Source organism: Actinocrinis puniceicyclus (genome assembly GCF_018283645.1).
GTDB lineage: Bacteria > Actinomycetota > Actinomycetes > Streptomycetales > Catenulisporaceae > Actinocrinis > Actinocrinis puniceicyclus.
Window position 1 is genome coordinate 52,251 of sequence record NZ_JAGSXH010000013.1, and the last position, 21,538, is coordinate 73,788.

Annotated in this window: 28 protein-coding genes and 1 tRNA gene; 7 read left to right on the forward strand and 22 right to left on the reverse strand. The window is 70.8% G+C overall.

The genetic code is table 11. The features are described 5' to 3' along the window. Nucleotides 1–12: 12 nt before the first annotated feature. From KGA66_RS06100 to KGA66_RS32000, 18 genes are all read right to left on the reverse strand, one after another. Complete coding sequence (locus KGA66_RS06100; RefSeq protein WP_211465458.1) at nucleotides 13–213, reverse strand: hypothetical protein; 201 nt, start codon at nucleotides 211–213, stop codon at nucleotides 13–15. Continuing rightward, complete coding sequence (locus KGA66_RS06105; RefSeq protein WP_211465460.1) at nucleotides 210–1,406, reverse strand: hypothetical protein; 1,197 nt, start codon at nucleotides 1,404–1,406, stop codon at nucleotides 210–212. The genes KGA66_RS06100 and KGA66_RS06105 overlap by 4 nt, the downstream gene beginning before the upstream one ends. Further along, nucleotides 1,399–1,839: a hypothetical protein gene (locus KGA66_RS06110; RefSeq protein ID WP_211465462.1), complete on the reverse strand. Its 441-nt coding sequence runs from the start codon at nucleotides 1,837–1,839 to the stop codon at nucleotides 1,399–1,401. The genes KGA66_RS06105 and KGA66_RS06110 overlap by 8 nt, the downstream gene beginning before the upstream one ends. Next, on the reverse strand, nucleotides 1,823–2,239 hold the full coding sequence (locus tag KGA66_RS06115) for a hypothetical protein (protein ID WP_211465464.1): 417 nt from the start codon (nucleotides 2,237–2,239) through the stop codon (nucleotides 1,823–1,825). Before KGA66_RS06115 ends, KGA66_RS06110 begins: the two co-directional genes overlap by 17 nt. Then, a complete protein-coding gene (locus tag KGA66_RS06120) occupies nucleotides 2,236–2,553 on the reverse strand; it encodes a hypothetical protein (protein WP_211465466.1) in 318 nt (105 codons plus the stop codon). The genes KGA66_RS06115 and KGA66_RS06120 overlap by 4 nt, the downstream gene beginning before the upstream one ends. After that, nucleotides 2,550–2,765 carry a hypothetical protein gene (locus tag KGA66_RS06125; protein ID WP_211465468.1) on the reverse strand — a complete coding sequence of 72 codons (216 nt, stop codon included), beginning with the start codon at nucleotides 2,763–2,765 and terminating at the stop codon, nucleotides 2,550–2,552. The genes KGA66_RS06120 and KGA66_RS06125 overlap by 4 nt, the downstream gene beginning before the upstream one ends. Beyond that, nucleotides 2,762–4,318 (reverse strand): hypothetical protein, encoded by a 1,557-nt coding sequence (locus tag KGA66_RS06130; protein WP_211465477.1) that lies wholly within the window; start codon nucleotides 4,316–4,318, stop codon nucleotides 2,762–2,764. The genes KGA66_RS06125 and KGA66_RS06130 overlap by 4 nt, the downstream gene beginning before the upstream one ends. Further along, nucleotides 4,315–5,712, reverse strand: coding sequence for a hypothetical protein (locus tag KGA66_RS06135; RefSeq protein WP_211465478.1), 1,398 nt, complete (start codon nucleotides 5,710–5,712; stop codon nucleotides 4,315–4,317). The genes KGA66_RS06130 and KGA66_RS06135 overlap by 4 nt, the downstream gene beginning before the upstream one ends. Nucleotides 5,713–5,780: 68 nt before the next feature. Beyond that, the gene (locus tag KGA66_RS06140) at nucleotides 5,781–6,257 is read right to left on the reverse strand and encodes a phiSA1p31-related protein (protein ID WP_211465480.1); all 477 of its coding nucleotides are present in this window, start codon (nucleotides 6,255–6,257) and stop codon (nucleotides 5,781–5,783) included. Between the two features lie 200 nt (nucleotides 6,258–6,457). Then, the gene (locus KGA66_RS06145; RefSeq protein WP_211465482.1) at nucleotides 6,458–7,096 is read right to left on the reverse strand and encodes a hypothetical protein; all 639 of its coding nucleotides are present in this window, start codon (nucleotides 7,094–7,096) and stop codon (nucleotides 6,458–6,460) included. Continuing rightward, entirely contained in the window at nucleotides 7,093–7,329 is a 237-nt protein-coding gene (locus KGA66_RS06150; RefSeq protein ID WP_211465484.1) for a hypothetical protein, read from the reverse strand. The genes KGA66_RS06145 and KGA66_RS06150 overlap by 4 nt, the downstream gene beginning before the upstream one ends. Beyond that, nucleotides 7,326–7,466 carry a hypothetical protein gene (locus tag KGA66_RS06155; RefSeq protein ID WP_211465486.1) on the reverse strand — a complete coding sequence of 47 codons (141 nt, stop codon included), beginning with the start codon at nucleotides 7,464–7,466 and terminating at the stop codon, nucleotides 7,326–7,328. Before KGA66_RS06155 ends, KGA66_RS06150 begins: the two co-directional genes overlap by 4 nt. Further along, on the reverse strand, nucleotides 7,463–7,912 hold the full coding sequence (locus KGA66_RS06160) for a hypothetical protein (RefSeq protein ID WP_211465488.1): 450 nt from the start codon (nucleotides 7,910–7,912) through the stop codon (nucleotides 7,463–7,465). The genes KGA66_RS06155 and KGA66_RS06160 overlap by 4 nt, the downstream gene beginning before the upstream one ends. Then, the gene (locus KGA66_RS06165) at nucleotides 7,909–8,211 is read right to left on the reverse strand and encodes a hypothetical protein (protein WP_211465490.1); all 303 of its coding nucleotides are present in this window, start codon (nucleotides 8,209–8,211) and stop codon (nucleotides 7,909–7,911) included. The genes KGA66_RS06160 and KGA66_RS06165 overlap by 4 nt, the downstream gene beginning before the upstream one ends. Next, nucleotides 8,208–9,164, reverse strand: coding sequence for a hypothetical protein (locus KGA66_RS06170; protein ID WP_211465492.1), 957 nt, complete (start codon nucleotides 9,162–9,164; stop codon nucleotides 8,208–8,210). The genes KGA66_RS06165 and KGA66_RS06170 overlap by 4 nt, the downstream gene beginning before the upstream one ends. Next, on the reverse strand, nucleotides 9,161–9,628 hold the full coding sequence (locus tag KGA66_RS06175) for a hypothetical protein (protein WP_211465494.1): 468 nt from the start codon (nucleotides 9,626–9,628) through the stop codon (nucleotides 9,161–9,163). Before KGA66_RS06175 ends, KGA66_RS06170 begins: the two co-directional genes overlap by 4 nt. 81 nt (nucleotides 9,629–9,709) lie before the next feature. After that, complete coding sequence (locus tag KGA66_RS06180; RefSeq protein WP_211465496.1) at nucleotides 9,710–9,967, reverse strand: helix-turn-helix domain-containing protein; 258 nt, start codon at nucleotides 9,965–9,967, stop codon at nucleotides 9,710–9,712. After that, nucleotides 9,964–10,449 carry a helix-turn-helix domain-containing protein gene (locus KGA66_RS32000; RefSeq protein WP_369015821.1) on the reverse strand — a complete coding sequence of 162 codons (486 nt, stop codon included), beginning with the start codon at nucleotides 10,447–10,449 and terminating at the stop codon, nucleotides 9,964–9,966. The genes KGA66_RS06180 and KGA66_RS32000 overlap by 4 nt, the downstream gene beginning before the upstream one ends. Before the next feature lie 7 nt (nucleotides 10,450–10,456). Between KGA66_RS32000 and KGA66_RS06190 the strand changes: the two genes are divergently transcribed. The 3 genes from KGA66_RS06190 to KGA66_RS06200 all read left to right on the forward strand — a co-directional run bounded on the left by KGA66_RS06190 (nucleotide 10,457) and on the right by KGA66_RS06200 (nucleotide 13,236). After that, nucleotides 10,457–11,047 carry a helix-turn-helix domain-containing protein gene (locus tag KGA66_RS06190; RefSeq protein WP_211465500.1) on the forward strand — a complete coding sequence of 197 codons (591 nt, stop codon included), beginning with the start codon at nucleotides 10,457–10,459 and terminating at the stop codon, nucleotides 11,045–11,047. 141 nt (nucleotides 11,048–11,188) lie between these two features. Continuing rightward, entirely contained in the window at nucleotides 11,189–11,887 is a 699-nt protein-coding gene (locus tag KGA66_RS06195; RefSeq protein ID WP_211465502.1) for a hypothetical protein, read from the forward strand. 23 nt (nucleotides 11,888–11,910) lie between these two features. Next, on the forward strand, nucleotides 11,911–13,236 hold the full coding sequence (locus KGA66_RS06200; RefSeq protein ID WP_211465504.1) for a tyrosine-type recombinase/integrase: 1,326 nt from the start codon (nucleotides 11,911–11,913) through the stop codon (nucleotides 13,234–13,236). A 71-nt stretch (nucleotides 13,237–13,307) separates the two neighbouring features. On the opposite strand, the gene KGA66_RS06205 is transcribed toward KGA66_RS06200, so the two are convergent. Next, a tRNA-Arg gene (locus KGA66_RS06205) sits at nucleotides 13,308–13,383 on the reverse strand. 466 nt (nucleotides 13,384–13,849) lie between these two features. After that, on the reverse strand, nucleotides 13,850–14,419 hold the full coding sequence (locus tag KGA66_RS06210; RefSeq protein WP_211465506.1) for a ricin-type beta-trefoil lectin domain protein: 570 nt from the start codon (nucleotides 14,417–14,419) through the stop codon (nucleotides 13,850–13,852). Between the two features lie 851 nt (nucleotides 14,420–15,270). Here KGA66_RS06210 and KGA66_RS29805 point away from each other — a divergent pair. The 3 genes from KGA66_RS29805 to KGA66_RS06225 all read left to right on the forward strand — a co-directional run bounded on the left by KGA66_RS29805 (nucleotide 15,271) and on the right by KGA66_RS06225 (nucleotide 17,733). Then, nucleotides 15,271–15,579: a type II toxin-antitoxin system antitoxin gene (locus KGA66_RS29805; RefSeq protein ID WP_246507092.1), complete on the forward strand. Its 309-nt coding sequence runs from the start codon at nucleotides 15,271–15,273 to the stop codon at nucleotides 15,577–15,579. Nucleotides 15,580–15,652: 73 nt separating this feature from the next. Further along, nucleotides 15,653–16,624: an ABC transporter ATP-binding protein gene (locus KGA66_RS06220; protein ID WP_211465508.1), complete on the forward strand. Its 972-nt coding sequence runs from the start codon at nucleotides 15,653–15,655 to the stop codon at nucleotides 16,622–16,624. Continuing rightward, on the forward strand, nucleotides 16,621–17,733 hold the full coding sequence (locus KGA66_RS06225) for an ABC transporter permease subunit (RefSeq protein ID WP_211465511.1): 1,113 nt from the start codon (nucleotides 16,621–16,623) through the stop codon (nucleotides 17,731–17,733). The genes KGA66_RS06220 and KGA66_RS06225 overlap by 4 nt, the downstream gene beginning before the upstream one ends. Before the next feature lie 44 nt (nucleotides 17,734–17,777). On the opposite strand, the gene KGA66_RS06230 is transcribed toward KGA66_RS06225, so the two are convergent. Then, nucleotides 17,778–18,620, reverse strand: coding sequence for a COG4705 family protein (locus KGA66_RS06230; protein ID WP_312886774.1), 843 nt, complete (start codon nucleotides 18,618–18,620; stop codon nucleotides 17,778–17,780). Nucleotides 18,621–18,923: 303 nt separating this feature from the next. Continuing rightward, a complete protein-coding gene (locus KGA66_RS06235; protein WP_211465515.1) occupies nucleotides 18,924–20,462 on the reverse strand; it encodes an aromatic amino acid ammonia-lyase in 1,539 nt (512 codons plus the stop codon). 283 nt (nucleotides 20,463–20,745) lie between these two features. Between KGA66_RS06235 and KGA66_RS06240 the strand changes: the two genes are divergently transcribed. Further along, nucleotides 20,746–20,946 carry a hypothetical protein gene (locus KGA66_RS06240; protein ID WP_211465517.1) on the forward strand — a complete coding sequence of 67 codons (201 nt, stop codon included), beginning with the start codon at nucleotides 20,746–20,748 and terminating at the stop codon, nucleotides 20,944–20,946. The last annotated feature ends 592 nt before the right edge of the window (nucleotides 20,947–21,538 follow it).

Below are 21,538 nucleotides of genomic sequence, written 5' to 3' on the forward strand. Positions count from 1 at the left end.
TGTTTCCTCTCGTCAGTAGTCGAATTTCGCTGTCGTCGCGGCTGCGGCCCGCTCGATCAGCTCCTGGCGCCGCTGGTCGGAGCAGACTTTGTGGCACGGCCGGAAGGTGATCGGGTGGCGCAGGATCGCGTCCTGCCCGCAGAACAGGCAGGGCTGCGGTTCGCCGACCGGTGCGCGGTGCCAGTCGAGTCGGGCGAGGTCGCCGAGGCTCATCGCGTCTGCACGCTGCCGCTGCGCGCGGTCGGCTCGGGCGGGTCGTGCTCGGCCATGCGCGTGAGGTATTCGCGCATCCAGTGCACGCGGGCCTTCGCGGTCTGCGCGGTCTTGTATCCGCGTTCGTGTTCGCCTGTGCCGGTCCAGGTCCAGGGCAGCTTCGGCGCCGGATACCACCACTCGTAGCGGACGTTCGGGGATTCGCCGGTCCACAGGCGGTAGCGCTCGCTCAGGCGGTCCTCGGGCGCGGTGTGGGTGCGCGGGAAGTCGTCGCCGACCAGCTTCCACAGGCCCTGCGGCAGGCGGTCGAGTTCGCCGCCGTACCAGGTGACGATGCGCCGGGCGCTGATCTGCCGGATGGTCTCCAGCAGGTCGCCGACGTACACGCTGCCTTCGAGCTGATTGCGCACGTCGGGCCGGTAGGTGGCGGCTCGGTCGTCCGTCGTGGTGCGCACGTGCGTGTCGAGCAGGACCTGGCCGTCGACGGTCTCGACGCGGTAGCCGGGGCTGATCCAGTCGATGTGGTTGTCCTCGCTGGCGGCCAGGACGGTGCGCGGGTCGGCCAGGACGTCGCGCGCCCAGGCGGCCATGTCGGCCTGCGCCGCGCGGGAGGCCTCGATCCACCGTTCCTGCGCGGTGGTCTGCCGGCAGGGCGTGCAGTACCGCTCAGGGTCCGGGTCGGGGCTCAGAGGCAGCGGCCTGGCGCGCTGCTCGCCGCAGCGCGAGCAGGTGCGCGAGGCGCTCCACGCGGCGGCGCGTTTCTCCGGGAGCGCAGGCAGTGGTGCGGCGTCGGCGATCGCGTACAGCGGCGCCCAGTCCCTGTACAGCCGGTACCAGGCGATGATCAGTTGCCCGGGGCGCGGCCGGCGGCGGTGTTCGGTACGCAGCGTCGTGCGCGTGGCGAGGTGCTGGGCGGGTAGGTCGCCGTACCGGTAGGTCGGCCGGCCGCCGTAGCGTCGCGCGGTCGAGAGCACCTCGCCGCTGCGGCCGCGCAGCAGGCTCGGATGGTCGCCGATCGTCCAGTCCGGGTCGAGTGGCACGACCTGGCCGGTGTCTTGCGCGAGCCGCGGCCGCGTTGAGCGTCCCGCCGGCGGGAGGATGACTCCGGAGCGCGTGCGCCGCGCGCTGACCGCCTCGACGTACCGGCCGATCAGAGACTCGTCGAACGCGGGATCGGGTGTTTCGTCATTCATCGGCGCTGTCCTGGGCGTCGGCGGCCGGGTCGTCCTGGCCGTGGTCGGTGCGGTGGCCGAGACCGAGGCCGTTGGCCAGCCGCGTGCGTAGCGGGAGGCGGTCCTCGGCGTCCCAGAGCCGCTGGCCGCACAGGCCGAGCCAATTCGCGCAGGCGACCGTGGTCCATTTCGGGCCGATGTCGCGCACGATCCCGGTGAGCACGTAGTGCGCGGTGAGCAGCACACGGGCGAGCTGCTTGTCGCTCAGGCCGGTCTCGTCGCGCAGGTGCGTGATCGCGTGCTCGACAGTGCGCAGGTGCGCAGGTATCGGTCCGAGTTTGTCCGCGCCTTCGCTGATGAAAGCGGCGAGCCGGTCGAAGTCGAGGTGCAGCGGCCGGCAATCGCCCGGGCCGTCGGGCCGGCCGGTATCGGGGTTCTCAGGGGTCTGTGTCATGGCGTCGTCCTGTCAGGGTTCGCGCGAAGGGCGCGGGGTCGGCGTCGGAGCCGAGGCAGGTCAGGGTGTTTCCGTGCTCGTCGGTGAAGTCGTGCTCGCTGATCGCTCCGGCGTCGGTGACGGGCTGCCCGGTGCGGCAGACCTGGCAGATACCGATGCCGTAGAGAGCGGCTCTGGCGCGGCTGGCGCCGGTCTCCTGGTCTCCGGGTTCTGGTCGGCGGCGCCAGTCGGCGACGGGATCGTGCAGGTGTGCGGGACGTACGAGGCTGATGCCCTGGCCGGTGAGGGCCGCGATCAGTTCGAGGGCGCAGGCGTGGCTGTAGGCGCGGCGCACGCCGTGGCGCTCGAGGATGCCCTCGAAGTTCGAGATCAGCAGGCTTCGTACATCCCGGCTGCTCACTCCAGATCGCCGCCATCGGAATCGTCGAGGCGGAACGCTTCGGTGAGCTCGACCTCGATGTGCTCGGGCAGCGTCTGCTGGCCGGCGGCGAAGTCTTTGCGGCCGAGCGCTTCGACCCGAAGGATGCGCAGTTTCGCGATCCGCTGGTTCGTATCGACTTTCGTGGTCAGCTCGACCGCGTCGCACATGAGGATCAGCGCGAATTTCCCGGTCGGGTGACTGGCGACCTGCGCGCCGAGCGCGTCCAGGCCGTTGCGTTCGCCGACTGGCAGGCGTGAGTTGAGTTTGACCAGGTCGATCGCGGGATCTTTCATGCTGGCTGGCCTTTCAGGGGACGGTGGCAGCGGCAGTCGCAGGTCTCGTCGGGGCCTTCGGTGTGGTCGCAGGCCCGGTATTCGCAGACGGGTTCGGCGTTGGTGCAGGTGATGGGCTCGTGGGCGTACTGGGGTAGTTCGCCGTGCAGCCAGCCGACGCCGGCGAGCCAGTGCAGTGGCCGCCGGCAGTTGCGGCACGCATCGGCGTTCACTGCTGCGGCTCGGTCGCGGCCGCGGGTGCGCCGTCGGGCTCCTGGTAGTCGTTCCAGGTGCGGGTGCTCTCGTCGTAGCGCTCGCAGACGCAGTGCTCGACGATGTTCGGGCCGTCCTCGTCGCCGCCGTCGACGACGTCCTCGAGGTGGATGCGGTAGATGCCGTTCTCCAGCAGCCAAATGGCGCGGCCCTGTCGGTCCCAGCCGTCGAACCAGCAGCGCGCGCCGGGCGGCAGGGCGCGGCATTCGGCCGGGTGCGCGATCTGGACGTGCTGAGAGACCTTGTCCGGGTCGAGCAGCCCGGTGTCGTCGTAAAGCCGGATGACGTGCGGCGCGAGCCCGGTCGCGCCGCGGCCGCGGGTCCACTGCTGGGCGAGGTCCCAGGTGAGCTGGCTCGGCGTGGGCGGCTGCTCGTCGGCGGGCGTCGCCGCGGGAGAAGCTGCGGGCGCGGTGGCAGGGCCGGTATGCGGTGTCTCGAGCAGGTCGGCGTCGAACCACGCGCCGACGAGGCGGCATTGCACGGTGTTCTCATCGATGTCACCGGGGTAGAGCTTGCGCTGGTCGGCGACGTAGCTGCGGGCCTCGGCCTCGCTCGTGACCGGGCCGAGCAGGCCGCCGGCGCGCACGCTCCATTCGAGGTCGAACACGCGGCGTCGGCCGGCCAGCCGCTGGGCGGCCGCGGTGGTCCGGGCCAGGGCGTCGAGTGTCGCCGGGTCGCCGGCGGCGGCGTCGACGGCCTCGATCAGCGGTTGCAGCTCCTCGATCTCCTGCTCTGTGAGCATCGGCTGCGGGATCAGGCCGCCGCGGGCCTCGACGAGGGTGTCGCCGACCGTGCTTTCGAGCTGGTAGAGCCCGGAGGCGATGGCGTCGCGGGCGATGGTCCAGGCGCAGGCGGTGCACAGGTCGATCTCGAGCGAGCTGCCGGTGACCCTGGCGCAGCCGCCTTCGCAGGGCTCGTCCTCGGTGCAGCCGCACGCCTTGCACGCGGCCACGCTCTCGTCAGGCGCGCCGAGGCCGTGTCCACCAACGGGCGGCCAGCATGCGGCCCCGCGTTCCCCCGCTGAGTCGAGCCGCGCGCCGCTAGAGCCTTCGGTGCCCTCGGCTGCCTGGTCCAGGCCGCGGATGACGGCCGGCCAGAGGGTGCACAGCGTCGGGACGCCGTTGGCGTAAAGGATCTTGGCTGAGCCGGCCGCGTCGGTGCGGCCGGTGCGCCACGCCAGATCGGTACCCGGATCCCAGGCGCCCTCGCGCAGCGCGTGCTGCCGCGCGGGCAGGTCGCCGGCCCAGGGTTCGGGCTCGCCGCCGTGCATTTCCAGCATCCAGATCTCGCGCAGCGCGCCGGGCCAGCGGGCCTCGAGCGCTTGGAGCGCGTTCTCGCCGCTGTAGCCGGCCGAGAGCCTGCGGTAGGCGGCGTCGGCGAGCGTCGCCAGGGCGAGGACCGCCTGGGCGCGGTCCGGCAGGCTGCGGCCGGTGTGCACGGCGCCGGGGAAGGCGCCGGCGAGGTGTTCGATGACGCGGTTGACTGCCGCGGCCTCGATGAGGTTCAGGGTCATGACGCAGGTCCTTCGCTGGTCGGTGCCGGGCGCGCGGGTTCGGTGCGCAGCACGATCTGGGCGGCGCGGATGAGGATCTGGCGGTGGTCGCTGCGGGGTGTCGTGCCGTCGTCGTGGGTGCCGGCGTGGGCGGCGAGTTCCGCCTCGAGTTCGCCCTGGGCGTCGGCGAGCAGGTCGCTCAGCTCGTCGAGCGGCACCGTGGCGACGACGGTGCGGGCATCGTCGTACTCGGGGTCGTCGGTCGGTTCGAACGCGGGCGGGGGTTCGGCGCTCTGGCTCGGGTCTGCGGCGGGCGAATCGCTTTTCGCGTCGTCTGGCACGTCGGACGTGAGGTCCCCACCTAGCTGGACCACACGGGTAGTTGGGTTTAAAGGGTTTTTAGTACTTGGGTTTTTAAGTTCTTCTACGCGCGAGGCTGCAGCGGCAGCCGCAGTGCCGGAGTTTTCGTTGCTGCGGCACTCTGACTGCCGGTGTTTTGGCACTGCGGCTGCCGGTGTTTCCGGGCTACTGCGGCGCTGTGGCTGCCGGTGTTTCTCGTTGTCCACAGGCGTTGCTGCGGCGGCCTGGCTGCCGGAGTTTTGAGCGTCGAGGGCGGAAACTGCGGCACTCGAACTGCCGGTGTTTCCCGCTTGCTCCGGCAGCGGCGCTGCCGGAGTTTCGCCGTTGCTCCGGTAGCCGGGCTGCCGGGGTTTCGTGGTCTCGGCGTCGGAAACTGCGGCAGTGGCGCTGCCGGTGTATTGGTCTTGCTGCGGCAGTGGCGCTGCCGGTGTATCAGCGTTGCTACGGCGCTGCGGCTGCCGGTGTTTGTGGTTGTCGGCGGTAATAGCTGCGGCAGCGTCACTGCCGGTGTTTTCGGCTCGCGCCGCTCTGTTCGCCTCGATCGCCGCGACCGGTGCGGCACCCGGCTTGCGTTCGTCGATCGGCTCGATCGGCAGGAAGTCGGCGTCCAGGCGGTAGGGCAGCTTGCCGTCGGCCGGCTCGGTCAGCTGGCAGACGATCGCGTTGCGGACCTTCCCTTTCACGATCGTCTTCGCCACGCCGCGGCCGCCGGGCCGCTCCCAGACGTGCAGCAGCTTGTACTGGTGCAGGACGGCCATCCGGTCGCGTAGCTGGCGCTCCTTGATGTTGAACGCGGCCAGCAGACGCGGGTCAGTGGTGACCATGTTGCTGCCGTCCGCGTTGCCGAGCGTCGCGAGGGCGCCGGCGATCGCCTTGATGTGGTCGGGTAGGCCGAGGCGCAGGATCAGCAGGTTCCAGTGGTAGCGGTCCAGCGGTAGCCGGTCGTCGGGGAACGTCTTGCCTTCTGGCAGCTGATAGCGCCTCCACAGCCGCTCGGCGTCCGTAGGCGGCGGCGTCGCGTCTTTGCGCGCCGGTGGGTCGGATTCCTCCTGCACCGGTGGTGCTCCCGTTCGTTTCGCTGTTCATCAGGCCCCTGCGTCCCGCTTGTGGCGCTCCGCGCGCATCAGACCACTGCCTCTGCCTCGGCGGGTCGCAGCGGGCCGAAGGACGTTTCTACGTGGGGCAGCGGGATGTCGAGGAAGGCGTCTTCGTTGTCGGTCTCCCAGCTCATGGCCGGGATGCGCACGCCGCTGGGGCGGTGCAGCCAGCCGGTGACCATCCACGCGTCGCCGGCCTGGTCGAGGTAGGTGCGCGTCAGGTCGTAGCAGCGGCCCGTGGCCGGGTCGGCCCAGCTGGCCGGGTGCTCGACGTCGCCGGTGAAGTCGGGTCCGCCGTGCGCCTTGAGCAGCGCGAGGGCGGCGCGGCCGCCGGCGTGCCGGCGCACCTGGCGCAGGACCCGGTCCGCGACGCCGATGTGCTCGCACACTGCGAGGCGGCCCTGCAGGAGCTGGACGAGGCGGGAGACGTCGTGCGTGCCGGTGGTCACCAGGACGACGACCGGTTCGCCGTGCTCGTCGTCGTAGGCGCGGGACTGATACATGGGTTCGACTCCTGATGTGCGGGCCCGCCGCGCTGGGGAAGGGGGAAAAGCCGGCGCGGCGGGAGTCTGGATCGCAGACGGTGCGGGCCGCCCCGCCCGGGGGTGCGGGGCGGCCCTGCTCGCCGACGGCCGGTGTCTGCGGACCGGCCGGGCGTCCCGCAGCCGCGGTGCGGGCGCGGCTGCGGGGAGCTCTCGGGCATTTATCCGGGCTCTGCGGCCTCGTCGAGCGCCGCCAGGCCGGCGGCTATCTGGGCGCGCTGCGCCATCTGGTAGGCGATCACCGTGCTGGTCGGCACGATCCGCCCCTCCGGCACGGCGCAGCCGTGCGCCTGAGCCCAGGCGCGCACCTTCTGGAAGAACACGCGCCGCTGCGCCGCGGTGGTGTACTCGGGCGGGATGGCGTGAGCGCGCCGCTCACGGCGATGCTGCTGGCGGCGCATGCCCTGCTGCTGGAGCTCGGCGAGCTCGTCGAGGATCGCCTGCGCCTTCGCGGCGATGGATCTCGCGCGCTGCGGACCCGTCTGGCCCCACGCCAGCAGCTGCTCGAGCGTGTACGGCGCTGCCGACGGCGCCGGGGATGCCGGGCGCGCCGGTGCCGGGGGGACTGGGGGGCTGCTGCCGCGGAAGCTCGCCGGGGCCACGCGGCGCGCCACCAGCTCCTGGCGACCGCGCACGATCGCGGCCCGGGCCGTAGCGTCGCTCACACCGGGCCCCAGGTGCCTGGCGATCCGGATCAGCGGCATCCCGATCTCCGCGGCCACCGCCGCGCCCAGGTCGCCCATCAGCCCGAACGGCGAGCGCGTCGACGCGCAGCGCCCGGCGGCCTGCGCCGGGGTCACCACGGCACCTCCTGCGTCCAGCCCTGCGCCGGCCACTGGAACTGCGGGTCGGCGAACTCCTCGGCGTGCCCGCGGCGGAAGCGCCGCCACGCCAGCGACCTGGCCGCCCGCGCCCGCACGCGCCGCGCGGCGCGGGCGGCCAGGTCGCGCGCCATGTTGCGGACGAACGCGGCCACCCAGCAGCAGGCCACATACATCAGCAGCAGGACCAGGCCCACGATGACGAACTTCACTGCCCCTCCCCTCGACCCCGGGACCAGCCCAGCAGCAGGTCCGTGATGTTGCGCCAGCCGCCGAGCAGCACCACGGCGATCACTGCCGCCGCGCACCAGCCGCCCAGGACGACCAGCAGCCACTGCCACCACGTCACCGGACACCCACCTCCTGCCATCCGGCGGCGCGGTGCTCCGGGCACAGCGGCAGCGCGCCGACGGCCTCGAACGGGGCGCCGCTCACGCAGCCGGGCAGGGCGCAGCGCATCGCGCTGAGCGCCGGTGCGGGCGCCTGCGGCCGCGCGGGCCCGTGCAGCGCCCAGTACAGGTCCTCGCGTCCGTGCAGCTGGCAGGCGCGCCACAGCGCGGCCTGCCGGCGGCGCGCGTACGCCTCCGGTGCGTCGCAGTAGTCCGCGGCCGCCAGCGCCGCCATCGCGTGCTCGCCCCCGCCGGCCTGGGCCACGCTCACCGCGATCTGCTCGCGCACCTGCGCGTCGCTGCACAGCCCGAGGTCGACCAGGCGCTCCTCGTGCATCGCGTGCTCGATCGCGTCGGCGTCCAGCTCGACCGCGGCGAACACCCGAGCGTCTGTCGGCGCCGTCATCGCGCACCGCCGGCCGGGGCGATGAGCATCGGCATGTAGACCACGGCGTAGCGCACCGGCCCGAAGGCGCGTTCGGCGCGCAGCGTGCCGTTCGGCGCGTTCTTGACCTGCACGCCGAGCTCACGCGCGGCCCTGGCGATCGCCCTGCGGCCGTCGGCGTCGTCGACGGGCGCGAGCACGACCGTGATCTCCCGGGGCAGCGGCAGCTGCCCGTGCCCGTCGAGGAACGCGGCCAGCTCCCGCAGGCCCTCGAGGGCCTGCGCGTGGGAGCCGCCGACCGGCAGCAGCGTGGCCGTCATCGCGCGCTCACCGCCATCTCGAGGGCGACCTGCTCGGCCCGGGCGGCGGCCCGGGGCAGCGAGCCGAGGCAGTAGCCCAGGCCCGGCAGCGTCACGCCGCAGGCGCCGCACTCGCCCGGCGCCGACGACGACTCGTCGTGGTCCCTGTTCAGCACCTGCCGGCCGGTGAACGAGCCGAACCGGGGGTCGAAGTGCGCGTCCACGTGCTCGGCGCCGGCCGGGTTGTCGTGCCCGACGGCCAGGCAGCACGTGCCGGTCGCGCCCTGCAGGTCCACCGCTCTGGCGCCGCACACGCCGTCCGGCAGCGCCTCGTCGCCGGCGTCCTGGTCCTCGTCGGCCGCGCCGAGGTCGACGGGCGCCGCGGCCTCGCCCATGCCCTGCATGCGCTCGTCGAGCACTTCGCCGGGCGCCGCGGCCGCGGCGTCCGCGGTCGGCGCCGGCTCGTCGAGCTCGGCGTCCGCGTAGAGCCGGACGGGACCGAAGTCGCGGTTTGCTTCGATGCAGGGCCTGCCGCGCCAGTCGGTGTGTTCGCGGACCTGTACGCCGAGCAGCTGCGCGATACGGTCGATCTTCTCGATGCGGTCCTGGTCGGTCGCGCCGCGCAGCTGCCCGGGGACGTCCACGCGCAGGTACTTATCGCTGAACGGCAGCTCAGGCGTCGCCTCGAGGAAGCCGAGGGCGTCGCGCATCCCGGCGATCAGGGCGTCGCGCGTCGGGTCGGCGTCCGGGTCGAACGGCTTGCCCAGGTGCTCGCGGTAGAACTCCGCGTCGATCCCGGTGAGGATCTCGCGCAGGTTCGCGGCCTGCGTGGTGTGGTCGGAGACGGTCTGCGCCGCCTCGCGGGCCTTGGCCAGCAGCCGATCGCGTTCCCTGGCCGCGGCGGTCGCCTGCTTCTCCAGTTCGCGGATCCCTGCGACGAAAGCCTGCAGCGTGTGCTGGGCGTACTTGCTCACGCGGCACCGTCCAGGCGTGCCAGGTCCTGCGTGTCGCCGGCGCGGCCGGGCTCCGGGGTCCAGCGCCCGTAGAGCACGGCGTCGTCGTTGTCGGCGTCGAGCACGTCGGCCAGGCCCAGCGGCTGGGTGTGCTCGCGCCAGTCGGCGTGGACCGGCGCGGGCTGCCCGGGCACGGTGGCCGGCGTGGCGCCCTGGAGGTAGTGCTCGAAATCGGCGGCGCGGCGGCGCAGGAACGCGGCCCGCTCGAGCAGGTCCTCGGCCTGCGACGCGTAGTCGCCGGCCTGCGCCCGGTCGTTCTCGACCGCCTGGCGCATCCACGCCTCGGTCGAGTCGCTGAACATCCGCGCGTGCACCGGCAACTGCGGCACCGGTGCGGCCAGCAGCTCGCCGAGCGTCGCCGGCGCGTCGCCGGCGTGGCCGTGCTTGCCGCCAGGGCGGCCGCGGGGGATAAGGTGGAGTCTCACGATCGGTTCACCTCTTCTTTCGTAGGTCCAGGTGGATGGGTCGGATCAGCGGGTCGCCGGCATCACGGCGACCCGCTTGCTTTAGGTCTTGTAGGTGCGATTCGGGTTGCGGCGCGGCCGGTCTGCGGCCGCGGGCTGCGGTTCGGGTGCCGGCGGCGCGGCGGACACGGTGCAGCTGGCGAGGTAGGCGTCGATCGCCGAGCGACGGAACAGGCGCTTACGCCCGATCCGCACGCTCTCGATCTCGCCGGCGCGCGCCTTCCGGTAGACCGTGACCTTGTGCAGCCGCACGATCGGCGCGACCTCCTCCGCCGTCAGCAGCTCGCTCGCGCCACTCATCGCCGACTCGCAGCGGTCTCGAGGTCCAGCTCCTCCGGCGAGGATCCGAGCAGCTGGACAATGCGCCTGATGGTTGCCGTGGACGCCTGGGGAGCCGCGTAACTCACGGCCTCGATCGGAACGTCCAGTCCGACCGCGATCCGACTGATCGTTTCGTCAGATGCCCCCACTTCGCCCGTCTCCACTCGGGACAAGTAGCCGCGGTGCAGGCCTGTCGTAGCGGACAATTGCCGAATGCCGATGCCCTTGGCTTCCCGGATCGCCCTTATCGCGGGTCCGTGCGGTTTCATGCGGTTGACGCTACGCCACGGTTGCCGATGATGCAAGCTATTCGGCAACCTCGATCGGCAATCTTCAGCAACCGCACTGACAGGGGGCGCACGTAGCAACCAACCGCGCGCCGTGAAGTTGCCGACTGGCAGGTCAAAAAAGCCCAAAGCGCGGGTTGTGGTTGCCCATCGTTGCCCGGAATGGGGCATCATTTGCGGTGTGGCCTACGACTACGAGCGGCTGGCGCGTGCCATCCGCGATGCCCGATCGCGCCTGCGTCTCAGCCAGGAGGCTCTGGCTGAGCGGGCCGGCGTCTATGTCTCGACCGTCCAGAATCTCGAAGGCCGTCGCACGCCGAAGCAATGGCCGACCTCGGCCGGGGCGATCGAAGCTGCGCTCGGCAAGCCGGAGGGCTGGGCCCGCGCGGTCGCAGAGGGGCGCGAACCTCCGGCCGATACGCAGGCGGCCCAGGGCGCTGTGACGGGGCGTGGACGTCGGGGGCTGATCGATCCGGATAGTCCTGATCCAGTGATCAGGGAACTGAGTACGGGGCCGGTGGCCGGGGGTGACGAGTTCCGCGAGCAGCTGATCCGGCTGTATCTCGACGACGTCGCGGAGGGGGAGCGGCGGATGCGGGAGCGTGCTGCGGCGCGCGCGTTGAGGCTCGCGGCGGCGTCGCTCGGGCCGTCGGCTGCCGAGGCCGAAGAACAGCGGAAGCTCGACCGCCTGGAGGAGATCGAGCGGGAGATCGAGGCCGAAGATAAGGCTAAGAACTCTGATATGACTGGTGGCAGTAGGGAACTGGCGTGACTTTTCTCGCCAATTGTGAGTGAAGTGCCTTGACGTAACCGTGCGGCGTCGTACAGTGATGCTCTTATCGGCCCAGTTGCGTAGCACAGATTTCTCGGGTGGGGGCCGTTCGTACACGTATACGCATAGGGGGAACCTGATATGTCGGCGCAGACGCTCGAATTCCTCTCGCTGTCGGGCACGCGGCCAGTTTTCATCAAGTGGATGACCTATGCGGCGTGGCCGGCCGCATTCCTGATCTTCATGCTGCACGTGGCGTCCGTCGCGTTTGTCAGTGCTCGGGTGTTCGACGAGACGGAATTCTGGATCGTGGCTGTCGGCTGCTGCGGCTCTCCCGCGGTGGCGTTGCGCGTCCTGGGCCGGTCGCTCACGCCGCGCGCGTGCCTATTGATCAGTGCCCTGGCGTCCGGCGCTGCCGCACTGTTCGCCGCCCTCGATCTGAGCGCGTACATCAGCCCCACGCCGAGCAACAGGCTGATCGCGCTCGCGCTGCTGCTCGCGATGGCTGTCCAGGCGCTCAATGCGGCCGAGACGGTCTCCAACGGGGCCCGGCTCAGGTCGCGCCACCGTGCCGAGATAACACGGCTGACGGCGGAATGGCAGCAGGCCACGGCCCGTGCGCGAGTCAATCACCTGGAGTCCTGCACGATCCACGCGACGCAGGAGGTGCGGCGCCTGGCCGAGCTGATCGAGGCGGCCTCCGGCCTGAGCGACGCCGAGGCGCGCATCCTGGAGCGCGCCCTGGCGCGCCGGGACGCTCCACAGACTCGCGACGAGCCGGACCCCGGCCTGTCGCGTGTGGTGCCGTTCGAGCGTGTGAACGGCCACTACCGCACCTGACACACCATCAGAAGGGCCGATAGATGGGACGAGGGAAACAGCGACCGATCGCGGAGCAGCGCGGGCAGGGCGAGTACACGTGGCGGGTGAAGTGGCCGACGCCGCGGCGCTCGCCGAAGACCGGCCGCATCCTCTACGACCAGGCCTCGGGATTCGCCACCGAGGACGACGCGATGGATCACGGCTGGGAGCAGCTGGCGAAGATGCGCCTGGGCCGGTACACCGATCCGCGCAAGGCCGCGACGCCGCTTGAGGACTGGGTCGCGATCTGGCTCGACGCGCAGCCGCACTCGGCGAAAACGGCGTCCACGCGCCGGCGCTACCTGCGCAATTTCATCCTGCCCGAGTTCGGCCACACGGCGCTCGCCGATATCAACCGGTTCGTCGTGCGCACCTGGGCGGGGCGCATGACCTGCGCGGAGGTCACGCGCAACCACGTCGTCGGCCTGCTCTCGACGATCCTGTCCGCCGCGGCGGACGCCGGGATGATCGACGCGAACCCGATCTTCCGGCTCAAGCTGTCGAAGGCGGGCGCGCAGCGCGCGGCGGTGATGCGGGAGACCGAGCGGGTATGGGCGCTGCCGCAGCAGGCTGTGCCGATCGCGCAGCGGCTGTGGGACTGCGGCCGGCGCGGTGACGCGCTGATGGTGCTCACCGCGGCGTTCGCCGGTCTGCGCTACGGCGAGCTGACGGCGCTGCACGTCGACAACTGCTGTCTGATGCGCCGCGATGAGCTCGACGGGCGCCCGTGGGCCCGGTACGTGATCCGGATCGATCCGCAGGTGGGCGCGCTGCACGAGACCACCGAGCTGGACGAGCAGGGTGTGGAGCGCACGCGTCTGTACCTCGGTCCGCCGAAGCCGCCCAACGGCGCGCGCGAGGTCGATGTGCCGGCGTTCCTGGCCGAGCTGCTGATCGAGCACGGCGCCCGGGTGCGGGCGCGCGCCGAGGCGCTGGGGCAGCGCGATCCGGCCCGCGGGCTCATGTTCGTCACGCCGCGCGGCTGCCTGTGGCGCCGCTCCAACTGGTCGGGCGTCATGCGCCCGGCGTGCGACGGGCGGCCGGCCAGGCCGCGCCGGCGCGGGACGGCCGGGGCCGCGGCGTGGGAGCCGCTGGTGCCCGGCCTCGAGCTGCACGGGCTGCGGCACGGGCACAGCACCGCGATGGAGGAGGACGAGATCGCGGACGTGCTGCGGGATCAGGTGATGGGGCACGAGGTGCCCAAGGAGCGCCGGGAGATGCGCAAGCGGTACACGCACGTCTCGGCGGTGATGCGCAGGAAGCGGCTCGACGCGTTGACTGCGCGGTGGGAGAAGGTAGGCGGCCTGCAGCTGGGTGCGGCCGCGTGACGTATCCCATCCGTATCCCAAACGGCCCTTCCGGGCCGGGTGTGAGGAAGCGGGTTACTGGCGTCTTGCTGTGGTGCCCACGGCGCGATTCGAACGCGCGACACCCGCTTTAGGAGAGCGGTGCTCTATCCCCTGAGCTACGTGGGCGGGATGTGCTGAAAACCTTGATGGAAATCGCTGGGACCAGCGCCCGGGCAATCTTCGATCTTGGTTCTCGGCGACTCCTGCGATTGTCCGATCGCGGGCAGATGGCAGATCCTCTGCCAGTGCTGTCCCGTGAGCGGACTGCGGACAGCTTACAGGCTGGCGTCCTAGATCTTGAACTGCGTTTGCTGCGTTTGCTGTGCTTGAGGCGTGTGAACCGCCCCGGAGTGGTTGGTCCGGATGCTCGACGAAGACCAAGTGTCAGCTGACGGCGCTGGGACACAGCTCGAGGCGAGGGTGGCCCCGTACGGTCCGACCCCCGGCGCACCCCTGTTGCCGCCGGGGGCCTGACGGTGCCCGCCGCGATCAGTCGTCTTCGGTGAGGATGAGGCGTGCGACAGGGCCGCCCGCAGTCAAGGACTCGACGCCCTCGAGTCTTCCGGGAGGCCCTGTTCCTACCGTCTCTCAGCTAATTCCAGGACCACCACTGGTAGTCGTCGTTCGCGTTGCAGGGATAGGACATCAGGCCGTTCCAGTTGCTGCCTGAGTCCAGGCAGTAGCCCGTTTGCATATTCTTGAACTGATAGTAGGCCCGTCCATCACTCAATGTTCCGATGTAGGTGGCCTGCCACTGCTGCCAGTTGCCCCCGTTGCACGAGAAGAGGCCGGTGCTCTGCCCCTCGTCAACGCATTGCCCAGCACCGTCTCGGAACTGATACGTCCAGCTGGAGGAGATGTCCGTCCAGATCTGGACCGGCGATCCGTTGCAGTCCCACGCGCTCAACCACCCACCGCCACCATCCATGCACTGCGCCTTGTGGTGGTTGTACATCTCCCCGTTGCGCCACGACGCGCTCGCCGTCCCGCTTGACGTCGTCACCAGCAGCAGCGCCAGTGCAGGGGCAAGCGCGAGTGCGCCCATCCGCAACCAGCGCGACTTCGCTGCTCGCGTCGCAGCTTCTTTCCGCCGGAACATGGTCCGTCCCTCCCGTAAGGCTTCGATTCGACCTTCGAAGCGGTAAGCGTCGCCGGCCCGCACTGCCAGCTGCTTCAGCGTTACGGCTGATCGCCGGCAACCTCGTCTGCGAGCCGCTGTCCGTGACGGGCGCCGCAGATCCACCATCGCCCGCGAGCGTCAGAGCGGCCAGGCTTTTGCGCGAGCATGCAAAAGGTCTGAGCAAACTCACGGGGGCGCGGGGGTGCCGGGCTGATCAGGATCGGGCTCACGACGGATGCACTCGAGCGGCTGCGGGTCGCCGACGCACCCGCCTTCGGATACGAACTCGCGCTGAGCGGGCTCAACCGGCCGGTCCGGGCCAGCGGCGGAAGACTGGCGGCGTGGCGACTGGAGGTCGCCCACGCCTGGAACCCGGCCGCAGCAGACTGTTCGATCTACACGCTCGTCTACATGCCGGCGCTCTTCGATCAGATCACCCACGCGACGTCGTCAGGGCTCGATCCTCAGTCGCCACCGGTCATCGGCGCTGACCTGGCGGGCACGGGATTCCCCGCTCCGGTCCAAGGCGCGCAGTAGCGGTCGGGGCCCTCGCGGTGCCGCGTCACGGCGGTGCCGCGTCACGACAGCCGGCACCAAGTGCGGCCCCGGAGTCGCGCTTTCTGACTGACCGGATCGCCGGCGCCGTTCCGGTTAAGTGATATCTCTATATACTCGGCTTTCGTGGACACGGGCACGGTTCGGCGCTGGAACCGAGGTGGTTCGAATGCACATCGCGACGCGGGGCGAAGCGAGACCCGCGAGAGCGAGGCGCGCGCTCGCGGCTGTGCCGGCCTCCCGGGTGGCGCTGCGCGGGGAGAACGCGGCGGTGGCGGTCGACGGTGCCTTCACGCGCGCCGTCACGCGTGCTGGCACGCCCTACACGTAAGCGGCTCATGACCGGTGGACGCAAGAACATCCTGCTGCGGCTCGACGCCGCAGTGCACGACGCTCTGGTGCGATGGGCGGGCGACGAGTTGCGCAGCACCACCGCGCAGATCGAACTGCTGCTGCGCCGCGCCCTGGCGGATGCCGGACGCCTGCCTCACGACGTCGGCGACCTGCCCCGGCGCGGCCGGCCGCCCAGGAACGCGACCGAACCGGCGCGGCCCGGGGCCGAACAGCCCGGCGGCGCCGGCGATCGATCCGATCCGGTCACGGCAGTTGACGTCGGCGGCGCCGTTGACCCGCCCCCGCTAAAGTGATATCACTTAAAGCGTGATAGCAGGCAGACGCCATGCTGAGCGCCTGCGTCAGGCGCACAGCGGGACCGCACAGGTGGTCCCATCCCCCGACGCGCGAGCGCGCGGCACGGCCGCGCTCGTAGCGGAGGGACTGACCAAACGGTTCGGCGCGCGCACCGCGTTCGAAGAGGTCTCCTTCAGCGTCGACCACGGCGAAGTGTTCGGCTTCCTCGGTCCCAACGGCGCCGGCAAGACCACCACCGTGCGCACCCTGGGCACCCTGCTGACCCCGAGCGCGGGCTCTGCGACGGTCGCGGGGCTGCCGCTGACCGCGGACAACGGCGTCGAGATCCGCCGCCGCATCGCGATCATGCCGGAATCCCCGGGCCTTTACCTGCGTCTGAGCGTGGCCGAGAACCTCGCGTTCTTCGCCGGCCTCTACGAGTTGCCCGACGCCCGCGAACGCATCACCCGCGCCCTGCGCGCGGTCAACCTGGTCGACCGCGCCGACGAGACCTGCCGCTCGCTGTCCAAGGGCCTACGCCAACGCGTCGGACTGGCCAGAGCCCTGCTCAGCGACCCGCAAGTGCTCTTCCTCGACGAGCCGACCTCCGGCCTCGACCCGGTCGCCGCCGGCGTGGTGCACGACCTGATCGACGGGCTGCGCAAGCGCGGCGTCACGATCTTCCTGACCACCCACCGGCTGGCCGAGGCCGAGCGTCTGTGCGACCGCGTCGCCATCATGAACACCACCGTGCGCCTGGTCGGCCGACCCGACGAACTGCGCGAACGGCTGTTCGCCAGAAGCCTTGAGATCAAGACCCGCGAACCCCTGGCCGACCCGGAGCGCGTCCTCTCCGGTCTCGCGGGCGTCGAGAGTTGGCAGCGGTCCGCGGACGGCACCTACGTACTCACCGTCACCGACCCCGACCTGGCCGCGCCCGCGGCGGCCAGGGCACTGGTGGCCGCCGACGCGGACCTGCTCTCCCTCAGCCCGTCGCGCCACACCCTCGAAGACGTCTACCTCCAGCTGATCGACACGGACGTGGAGGCGCAGACCCGATGACGCTCAGCGCGATCCGCGTCCGCGCCGTCGTGCGCAAGGAACTGCGCGACTACCGGCGCAACCGTTTCATCGCGGTCACCATGACCGTGATGCCGCTGATCTTCGTGGCCCTGCCGATCACCGACATCTTCACCCTCGCCGCGTCCGCTCCGGCCGACAAGATCGACAAGATCGTCGGCCTGACCGTGCTCTACCTCCTACTCATCCCCGCCGTGGTCCCGGCCGCGGTCGCCGCCTACGCGATCGTCGGCGAGCGCGAGCAGGGCACCCTTGAACCGGTGCTGACCACTCCGGTACGCCGCGAGGAGTTCCTGCTCGGCAAGGCTCTGGCCGCCCTGGTCCCCACCATCGCGATCTCCTACGCGATGTACGGGGTCTTCCTCGGCGCCGTCGCGGCCTTCGCGCGCCCGAACGTGGCCTCAGACGTCTTCCAAGCCCCCAGAATCCTGACTCAACTGCTGTTCACCCCGTTGCTGGCGGGCTGGTCGATCTGGGTGGGCATCGCGATCTCGGCCCGTTCCAGCGACGTACGCGTCGCCCAGCAGATCGGCACCCTCGCCAGTCTCCCCCCGCTCGCCGTCACCTCGCTGATGGGCTTCGGCGTGATCAAGCCCACGCTCGCCCTGGCGCTCGCCCTCGGCGCGGGCCTGCTGGCGATCGATCTGCTCGCCTGGCGACTGGTGGCGACCATATTCGACCGCGAACGCCTGGTCACCGGGAGCAAGGCGAGCTCGCGCAGACTGAAACTGAACGCGGTCCCCCGGGCGGCGAAACCCGCCCGGGGGAACGAGCCCGCGACGAGCGCGGTCCTCAGACTCGAACGCACGATGCCCACCAACCGCATCGACAGCAGAAGATCCTGGCAGGTCCACCTCGACGGCGAACCTGTGGGCACGATCGCACGCAACGACGTGCTCGACCTGCCCATCGACCCCGGGCGTCACACGCTCCGGCTCACGTCCACGGGCCGTCGCGGCAGCCCGCTACGCCCCTTCGACGCGGACGACGAATCGATGACCCGGTTCACCTGCCATCCCCAGCCGCTCTGGCCGCTCCTGCTCATGGCACTCGCCGTTCCCGACCGTTGGATCGTCCTCAAACAACGCTGAAACGCCGGGTTCGATCCGCACGCCCCGAGCGTCGCTCGCGTGGCTCAGTCGAGCACGCGCACGGAGGATCGCTCGGGCTCGCGCACCGGCACGGGCTCGCGCGCCGGGGTCGGTTGCCGCTGGATGTCAGCCCCCGTCCTCGCGAGGTAGGCGACCATGGCGAAGATCAGCAGACCCAGGGCGAGGACGACGGGGCCGTCGCCGAACCCGAGGCCGCTGGCGCTCCTGGGCTTGCCGAAGGCGTCGGCGAGCGAGGCACCGAGAGGCCGGGTGATCACGTAGGCGGCCCAGAAGCAGAAGATCGGGTTCCAGCGCAACCACCGGTAGCCCGCGGCGGGCACCGCGATCAGCGCCGCGAACAGTGCCGCCGAGGACAGGTAGCCCAAGTGAAGTGTGTACGCCGTGAAGTCGCCCAGCGCGGTACCCATGGCGAAGGTGGCGACGACGGCCGCCCAGTAGAACAGTTCGCGGCGCGCAGTGTCGATGCTGTGGATCGACAGCGTCTTCTCGGTGGCCCGCCAGCTGGCGAACACGGCGGCGAGTGTCACGGCGTAGAGCAGCGAGGAGACCGGGTAAGGCACGCCGAGCGCGACGTGTAGCACGTCGGCAGCCATGGTGCCGAAGATCCCGACCATGACGACGGCGAACCAATATGTCCACGCGCCGTAGCGTGCCGCGCGCAACTGCAGGACGAGCGCGAGGACGAACCCGGCGAAGCCGAGCAGCACGGCCAGCTGCGGGGCCATCGCGTTGACGAGATAGTCGGAGGTCGACTCGCCCATGGCCGTCGAGAGCCCCTTGATGATCCAGAAGGCGGCCGTGATCTCGGGGACCCTCAGGGCGCCCGCGGCGGTCAACCACGAGCGACGTCGCGCAGTGCCCGTCACGCTTGCTCCTCGCTTCCCGCCACGCACCTGCGCCTGGTCGATGATCGAGTGTTGCCTCGCACGGTCTCACTCCTTGGTGCGCCGGTCGGATGCGCTGACCGCAGGTTCAGCGCCAGGCCGGAAGGTCGGCCGGGTCCCTGGATATTCTGCACGCCTTCACCTCCCCACAGCGCGCCGCGTACCGCTGCCGTGCCGAAGCGTTGGTTCGTCGGCTGTTCAGGACTCGCTCACAGCTGCCGGCAACTGAACCAGAGCCCGAACGGCCTGTCCGGTGGGCCAGCAGAACGCCGGCCGGACGGACCGTCAGGCCATCTGGCCCGGCGGATCAGACGGTACGGCCGCGGCCAGGCTCGGTAGCAGCGCCACGGCCTGGAGCACGTCAGGGGTCGTGGACCGGTCGGCGGTGCGCGCATCGAGGAGTTCGACGATCGCGTAAAGCTGTGCCAAGGGCGTGCCGGGGGAGGGCTTGAGGCCGCGAAGCCGCAGCGTCCGCAGCGCGCCGACCAGTTCCGTGGCGAGAATCAGGCGCAGGGCCTCCGCGGCGCGCGCGGTCTGGCGCGCCGACTGGCTCGTGAACGGCGAGTGATCCTCGACGCCCCGCGAGAGGGTGGCATGCCCGAGGCCCGCCGGCATCGCCGCGTTGCGCAGTTCCGAGAGCGCGTCGTGCGCCGCGTTCTCCAGGATCATCACGCCTGAGCTGGCCGGTTCGCCGTCCGCGAGGAAGGGGCGCAGCCCGGTGAACTCCGGATGGAACATCAGATCCAGCCTCGCGAGGGACAGCTGCCCGGTGGACAGCAACGCCAGGTTGAGCGCGTCGAGCGACTGCGTGAGCAGCGCCTGGTGGAATCCGCCGTGATGAAAGACGGCCTCGTCGGCTTCCCCTCCGGCTTCCGCTCCGCCCTCCGGGCCCGTGACGAACAGAGGATTTTCGGAAGCGACGTTGACTTCGACCCGCAGCACCCGTTCGGTCGACTCAAGGGCTTCGAGCGCCGCACCGTGGACCTGGGGGATACAGCGCAACGCGAAAGGGTCCTGAATGCGCGCCGCCTTGACGCTCTGCCCGGCGAGCAGCGCCCGCACGATGCGGGCCGAACGCATCAGGCCGGGGTGCGGTCGGCGCTGATGCACGGCCTCGTCGAAAGGTTCGGTGGACCCGTCGAGTGCGAAGACGCTGAGGGCGGCCACGGCATGGGCGGAGCTGATCCAGCGCGACGCCTCATGCCAGGCAAGGCAACTGCGGCCGATCGTCAGAGCGCTGCTGCTCATCAACGCGAGCGCGTCACCGGAGGTGATGGTCACGGCGGCGGGCGCCGCAGGCTGCCGGTCCGTGCTCCGCGCGGCGGTCGGGTCCGTGTCGGCACGCCACGGGGCTTCCCCGATGAGGGTGAGGCCGAGTTCCGCGAGAGCGGTCAGGTCGGCGGTACCGAGACCGCCGTACTCGCGGATCTCGGGGAGGGCGCCGGCGTCGAGCGCCTGGACGATCGCCTCGATTATCTGCGCGCGCAGGCCGGCGCCCCCGGCCAGCAACTGGTTGGCGCGCACCGCGAGCATGGCGCGGGTGGCCTCGGCCTCGATGGGGCGCCCGATCCCGCCGGCGTGGCTGCGCAACAGCCGCACACCGTGTTCCAGATCGCCGTCCGCGACCCGTTGCGTCCGGTTCGCGCCGACGCCGGTGGTTCGGCCGTAGACCGGTCGGCGCGCGGCGATACGCTCGGCCGCTGCGGCGGCCGCTGCGGCGCGTGTCAGGGCCCGCGGCGCGATCTGCGCCCGTGCTTCCCCCCGGGCGAGCAGCACGACCTGCTCGGGGGTCAGCGACTGGCCGGTCAGCTCGATGTGTTCCACGGACCGAATCCATCCCCTCACGGTGGCTGTTCACGGGTGCTTCGAACGCGGCCGTCGCGTTCTGGATGTGCGCTCCGCGAGGCGGCCGCACGGCTGCGTGCCCACCGCCCACTACGTGGGCCGGGTCACTTCGATGGAGCGCGGCCGGACAGCCCGGTTCGGCTGGCATCGGGAAACCGACGGCGGTCGGCGGCGCGTACGCCCATTTGTGGCAATCGTGGCATGGCAACGCCGCTCCGGTGCCACCCCGCGTTTAACGGCTCCGCTTAACATAGGAGGCGCTATGGGTGACTGGGAAGACGACTGGGATGAGTCCTGGGGACGCGACGACCTGCCGGTCCTCACCTCCCCCTCCGGGCTGGAGCAGACGCGCGACGACATCGACGTCGGCTGGGGCGAACGCACGTGGAGCGATGCCCCAAGCGCCGATACCGAGGATCTGGAGCGCTTCCTGCGTGACCGGCCGCCGCACTACGGCGACTGACGTTCACCGCGGCGGTTGGGCGCCTACCGTCGAGCGCTGCGCCTCAGCGGGCGTTGGATCGGTATGGGCCTGTTCTGTGGCTGCCGACACCGACACCGACATCGACATCGTTCGGTAGCCGACACCGCGGGCATGCTGAGCCGCCATCGGTTCCGTGGCCGCGTGCCTGTTCGCACGCGCGACGGGTGTGAGGTTCGCCGCGCTGTGTGCGGAGGCGTTCGGCGGTCGCAGGGCGGCTGCACCAAGCGCTATCGAAGCGCCGGTGAGAAGAGTCGCCGCTTTCCGCCTGCGCCGCCGGCTCAACCGGTGCCGAGTGATCGATCTGCGGATTTCCTGCGACGTCGGCGGGGCGGCAGGCGCTTCGCCGGCCGGACTTCCGGACCAGCGGCCATCGTGACGTGTCGGGTACACAGCGTGACGTGTCTGGTGCATCTCTGGTTTCCTCACTGTTCACGGGGCGGTCGCCGTCTCGCGCCGTCTGATCACCAGCATCGGTGATCGCACCGACAAATGTGGCCGATTCCGCAGTTATCCACAGGAGGATCTTTTCCGGCGAATCGGGCTGCGGCCGTCCCGGGAGTCCCCCAGTGGA

Excerpts from the sequence above, each read along its gene's own strand:
- KGA66_RS06100 (WP_211465458.1), bottom strand. The coding sequence starts at position 213 with ATGAGCCTCGGCGACCTCGCCCGACTCGACTGGCACCGCGCACCGGTC.
- KGA66_RS06160 (WP_211465488.1), bottom strand. The coding sequence starts at position 7,912 with ATGACGGCGCCGACAGACGCTCGGGTGTTCGCCGCGGTCGAGCTGGAC.
- KGA66_RS29805 (WP_246507092.1), top strand. The coding sequence starts at position 15,271 with ATGACCGGTGGACGCAAGAACATCCTGCTGCGGCTCGACGCCGCAGTG.
- KGA66_RS06165 (WP_211465490.1), bottom strand. The coding sequence starts at position 8,211 with ATGACGGCCACGCTGCTGCCGGTCGGCGGCTCCCACGCGCAGGCCCTC.
- KGA66_RS06140 (WP_211465480.1), bottom strand. The coding sequence starts at position 6,257 with ATGTATCAGTCCCGCGCCTACGACGACGAGCACGGCGAACCGGTCGTC.
- KGA66_RS06110 (WP_211465462.1), bottom strand. The coding sequence starts at position 1,839 with ATGACACAGACCCCTGAGAACCCCGATACCGGCCGGCCCGACGGCCCG.
- KGA66_RS06240 (WP_211465517.1), top strand. The coding sequence starts at position 20,746 with ATGGGTGACTGGGAAGACGACTGGGATGAGTCCTGGGGACGCGACGAC.
- KGA66_RS06225 (WP_211465511.1), top strand. The coding sequence starts at position 16,621 with ATGACGCTCAGCGCGATCCGCGTCCGCGCCGTCGTGCGCAAGGAACTG.
- KGA66_RS06130 (WP_211465477.1), bottom strand. The coding sequence starts at position 4,318 with ATGACCCTGAACCTCATCGAGGCCGCGGCAGTCAACCGCGTCATCGAA.
- KGA66_RS06195 (WP_211465502.1), top strand. The coding sequence starts at position 11,189 with ATGTCGGCGCAGACGCTCGAATTCCTCTCGCTGTCGGGCACGCGGCCA.
- KGA66_RS32000 (WP_369015821.1), bottom strand. The coding sequence starts at position 10,449 with ATGATGCCCCATTCCGGGCAACGATGGGCAACCACAACCCGCGCTTTG.
- KGA66_RS06120 (WP_211465466.1), bottom strand. The coding sequence starts at position 2,553 with ATGAAAGATCCCGCGATCGACCTGGTCAAACTCAACTCACGCCTGCCA.
- KGA66_RS06180 (WP_211465496.1), bottom strand. The coding sequence starts at position 9,967 with ATGAGTGGCGCGAGCGAGCTGCTGACGGCGGAGGAGGTCGCGCCGATC.
- KGA66_RS06200 (WP_211465504.1), top strand. The coding sequence starts at position 11,911 with ATGGGACGAGGGAAACAGCGACCGATCGCGGAGCAGCGCGGGCAGGGC.
- KGA66_RS06105 (WP_211465460.1), bottom strand. The coding sequence starts at position 1,406 with ATGAATGACGAAACACCCGATCCCGCGTTCGACGAGTCTCTGATCGGC.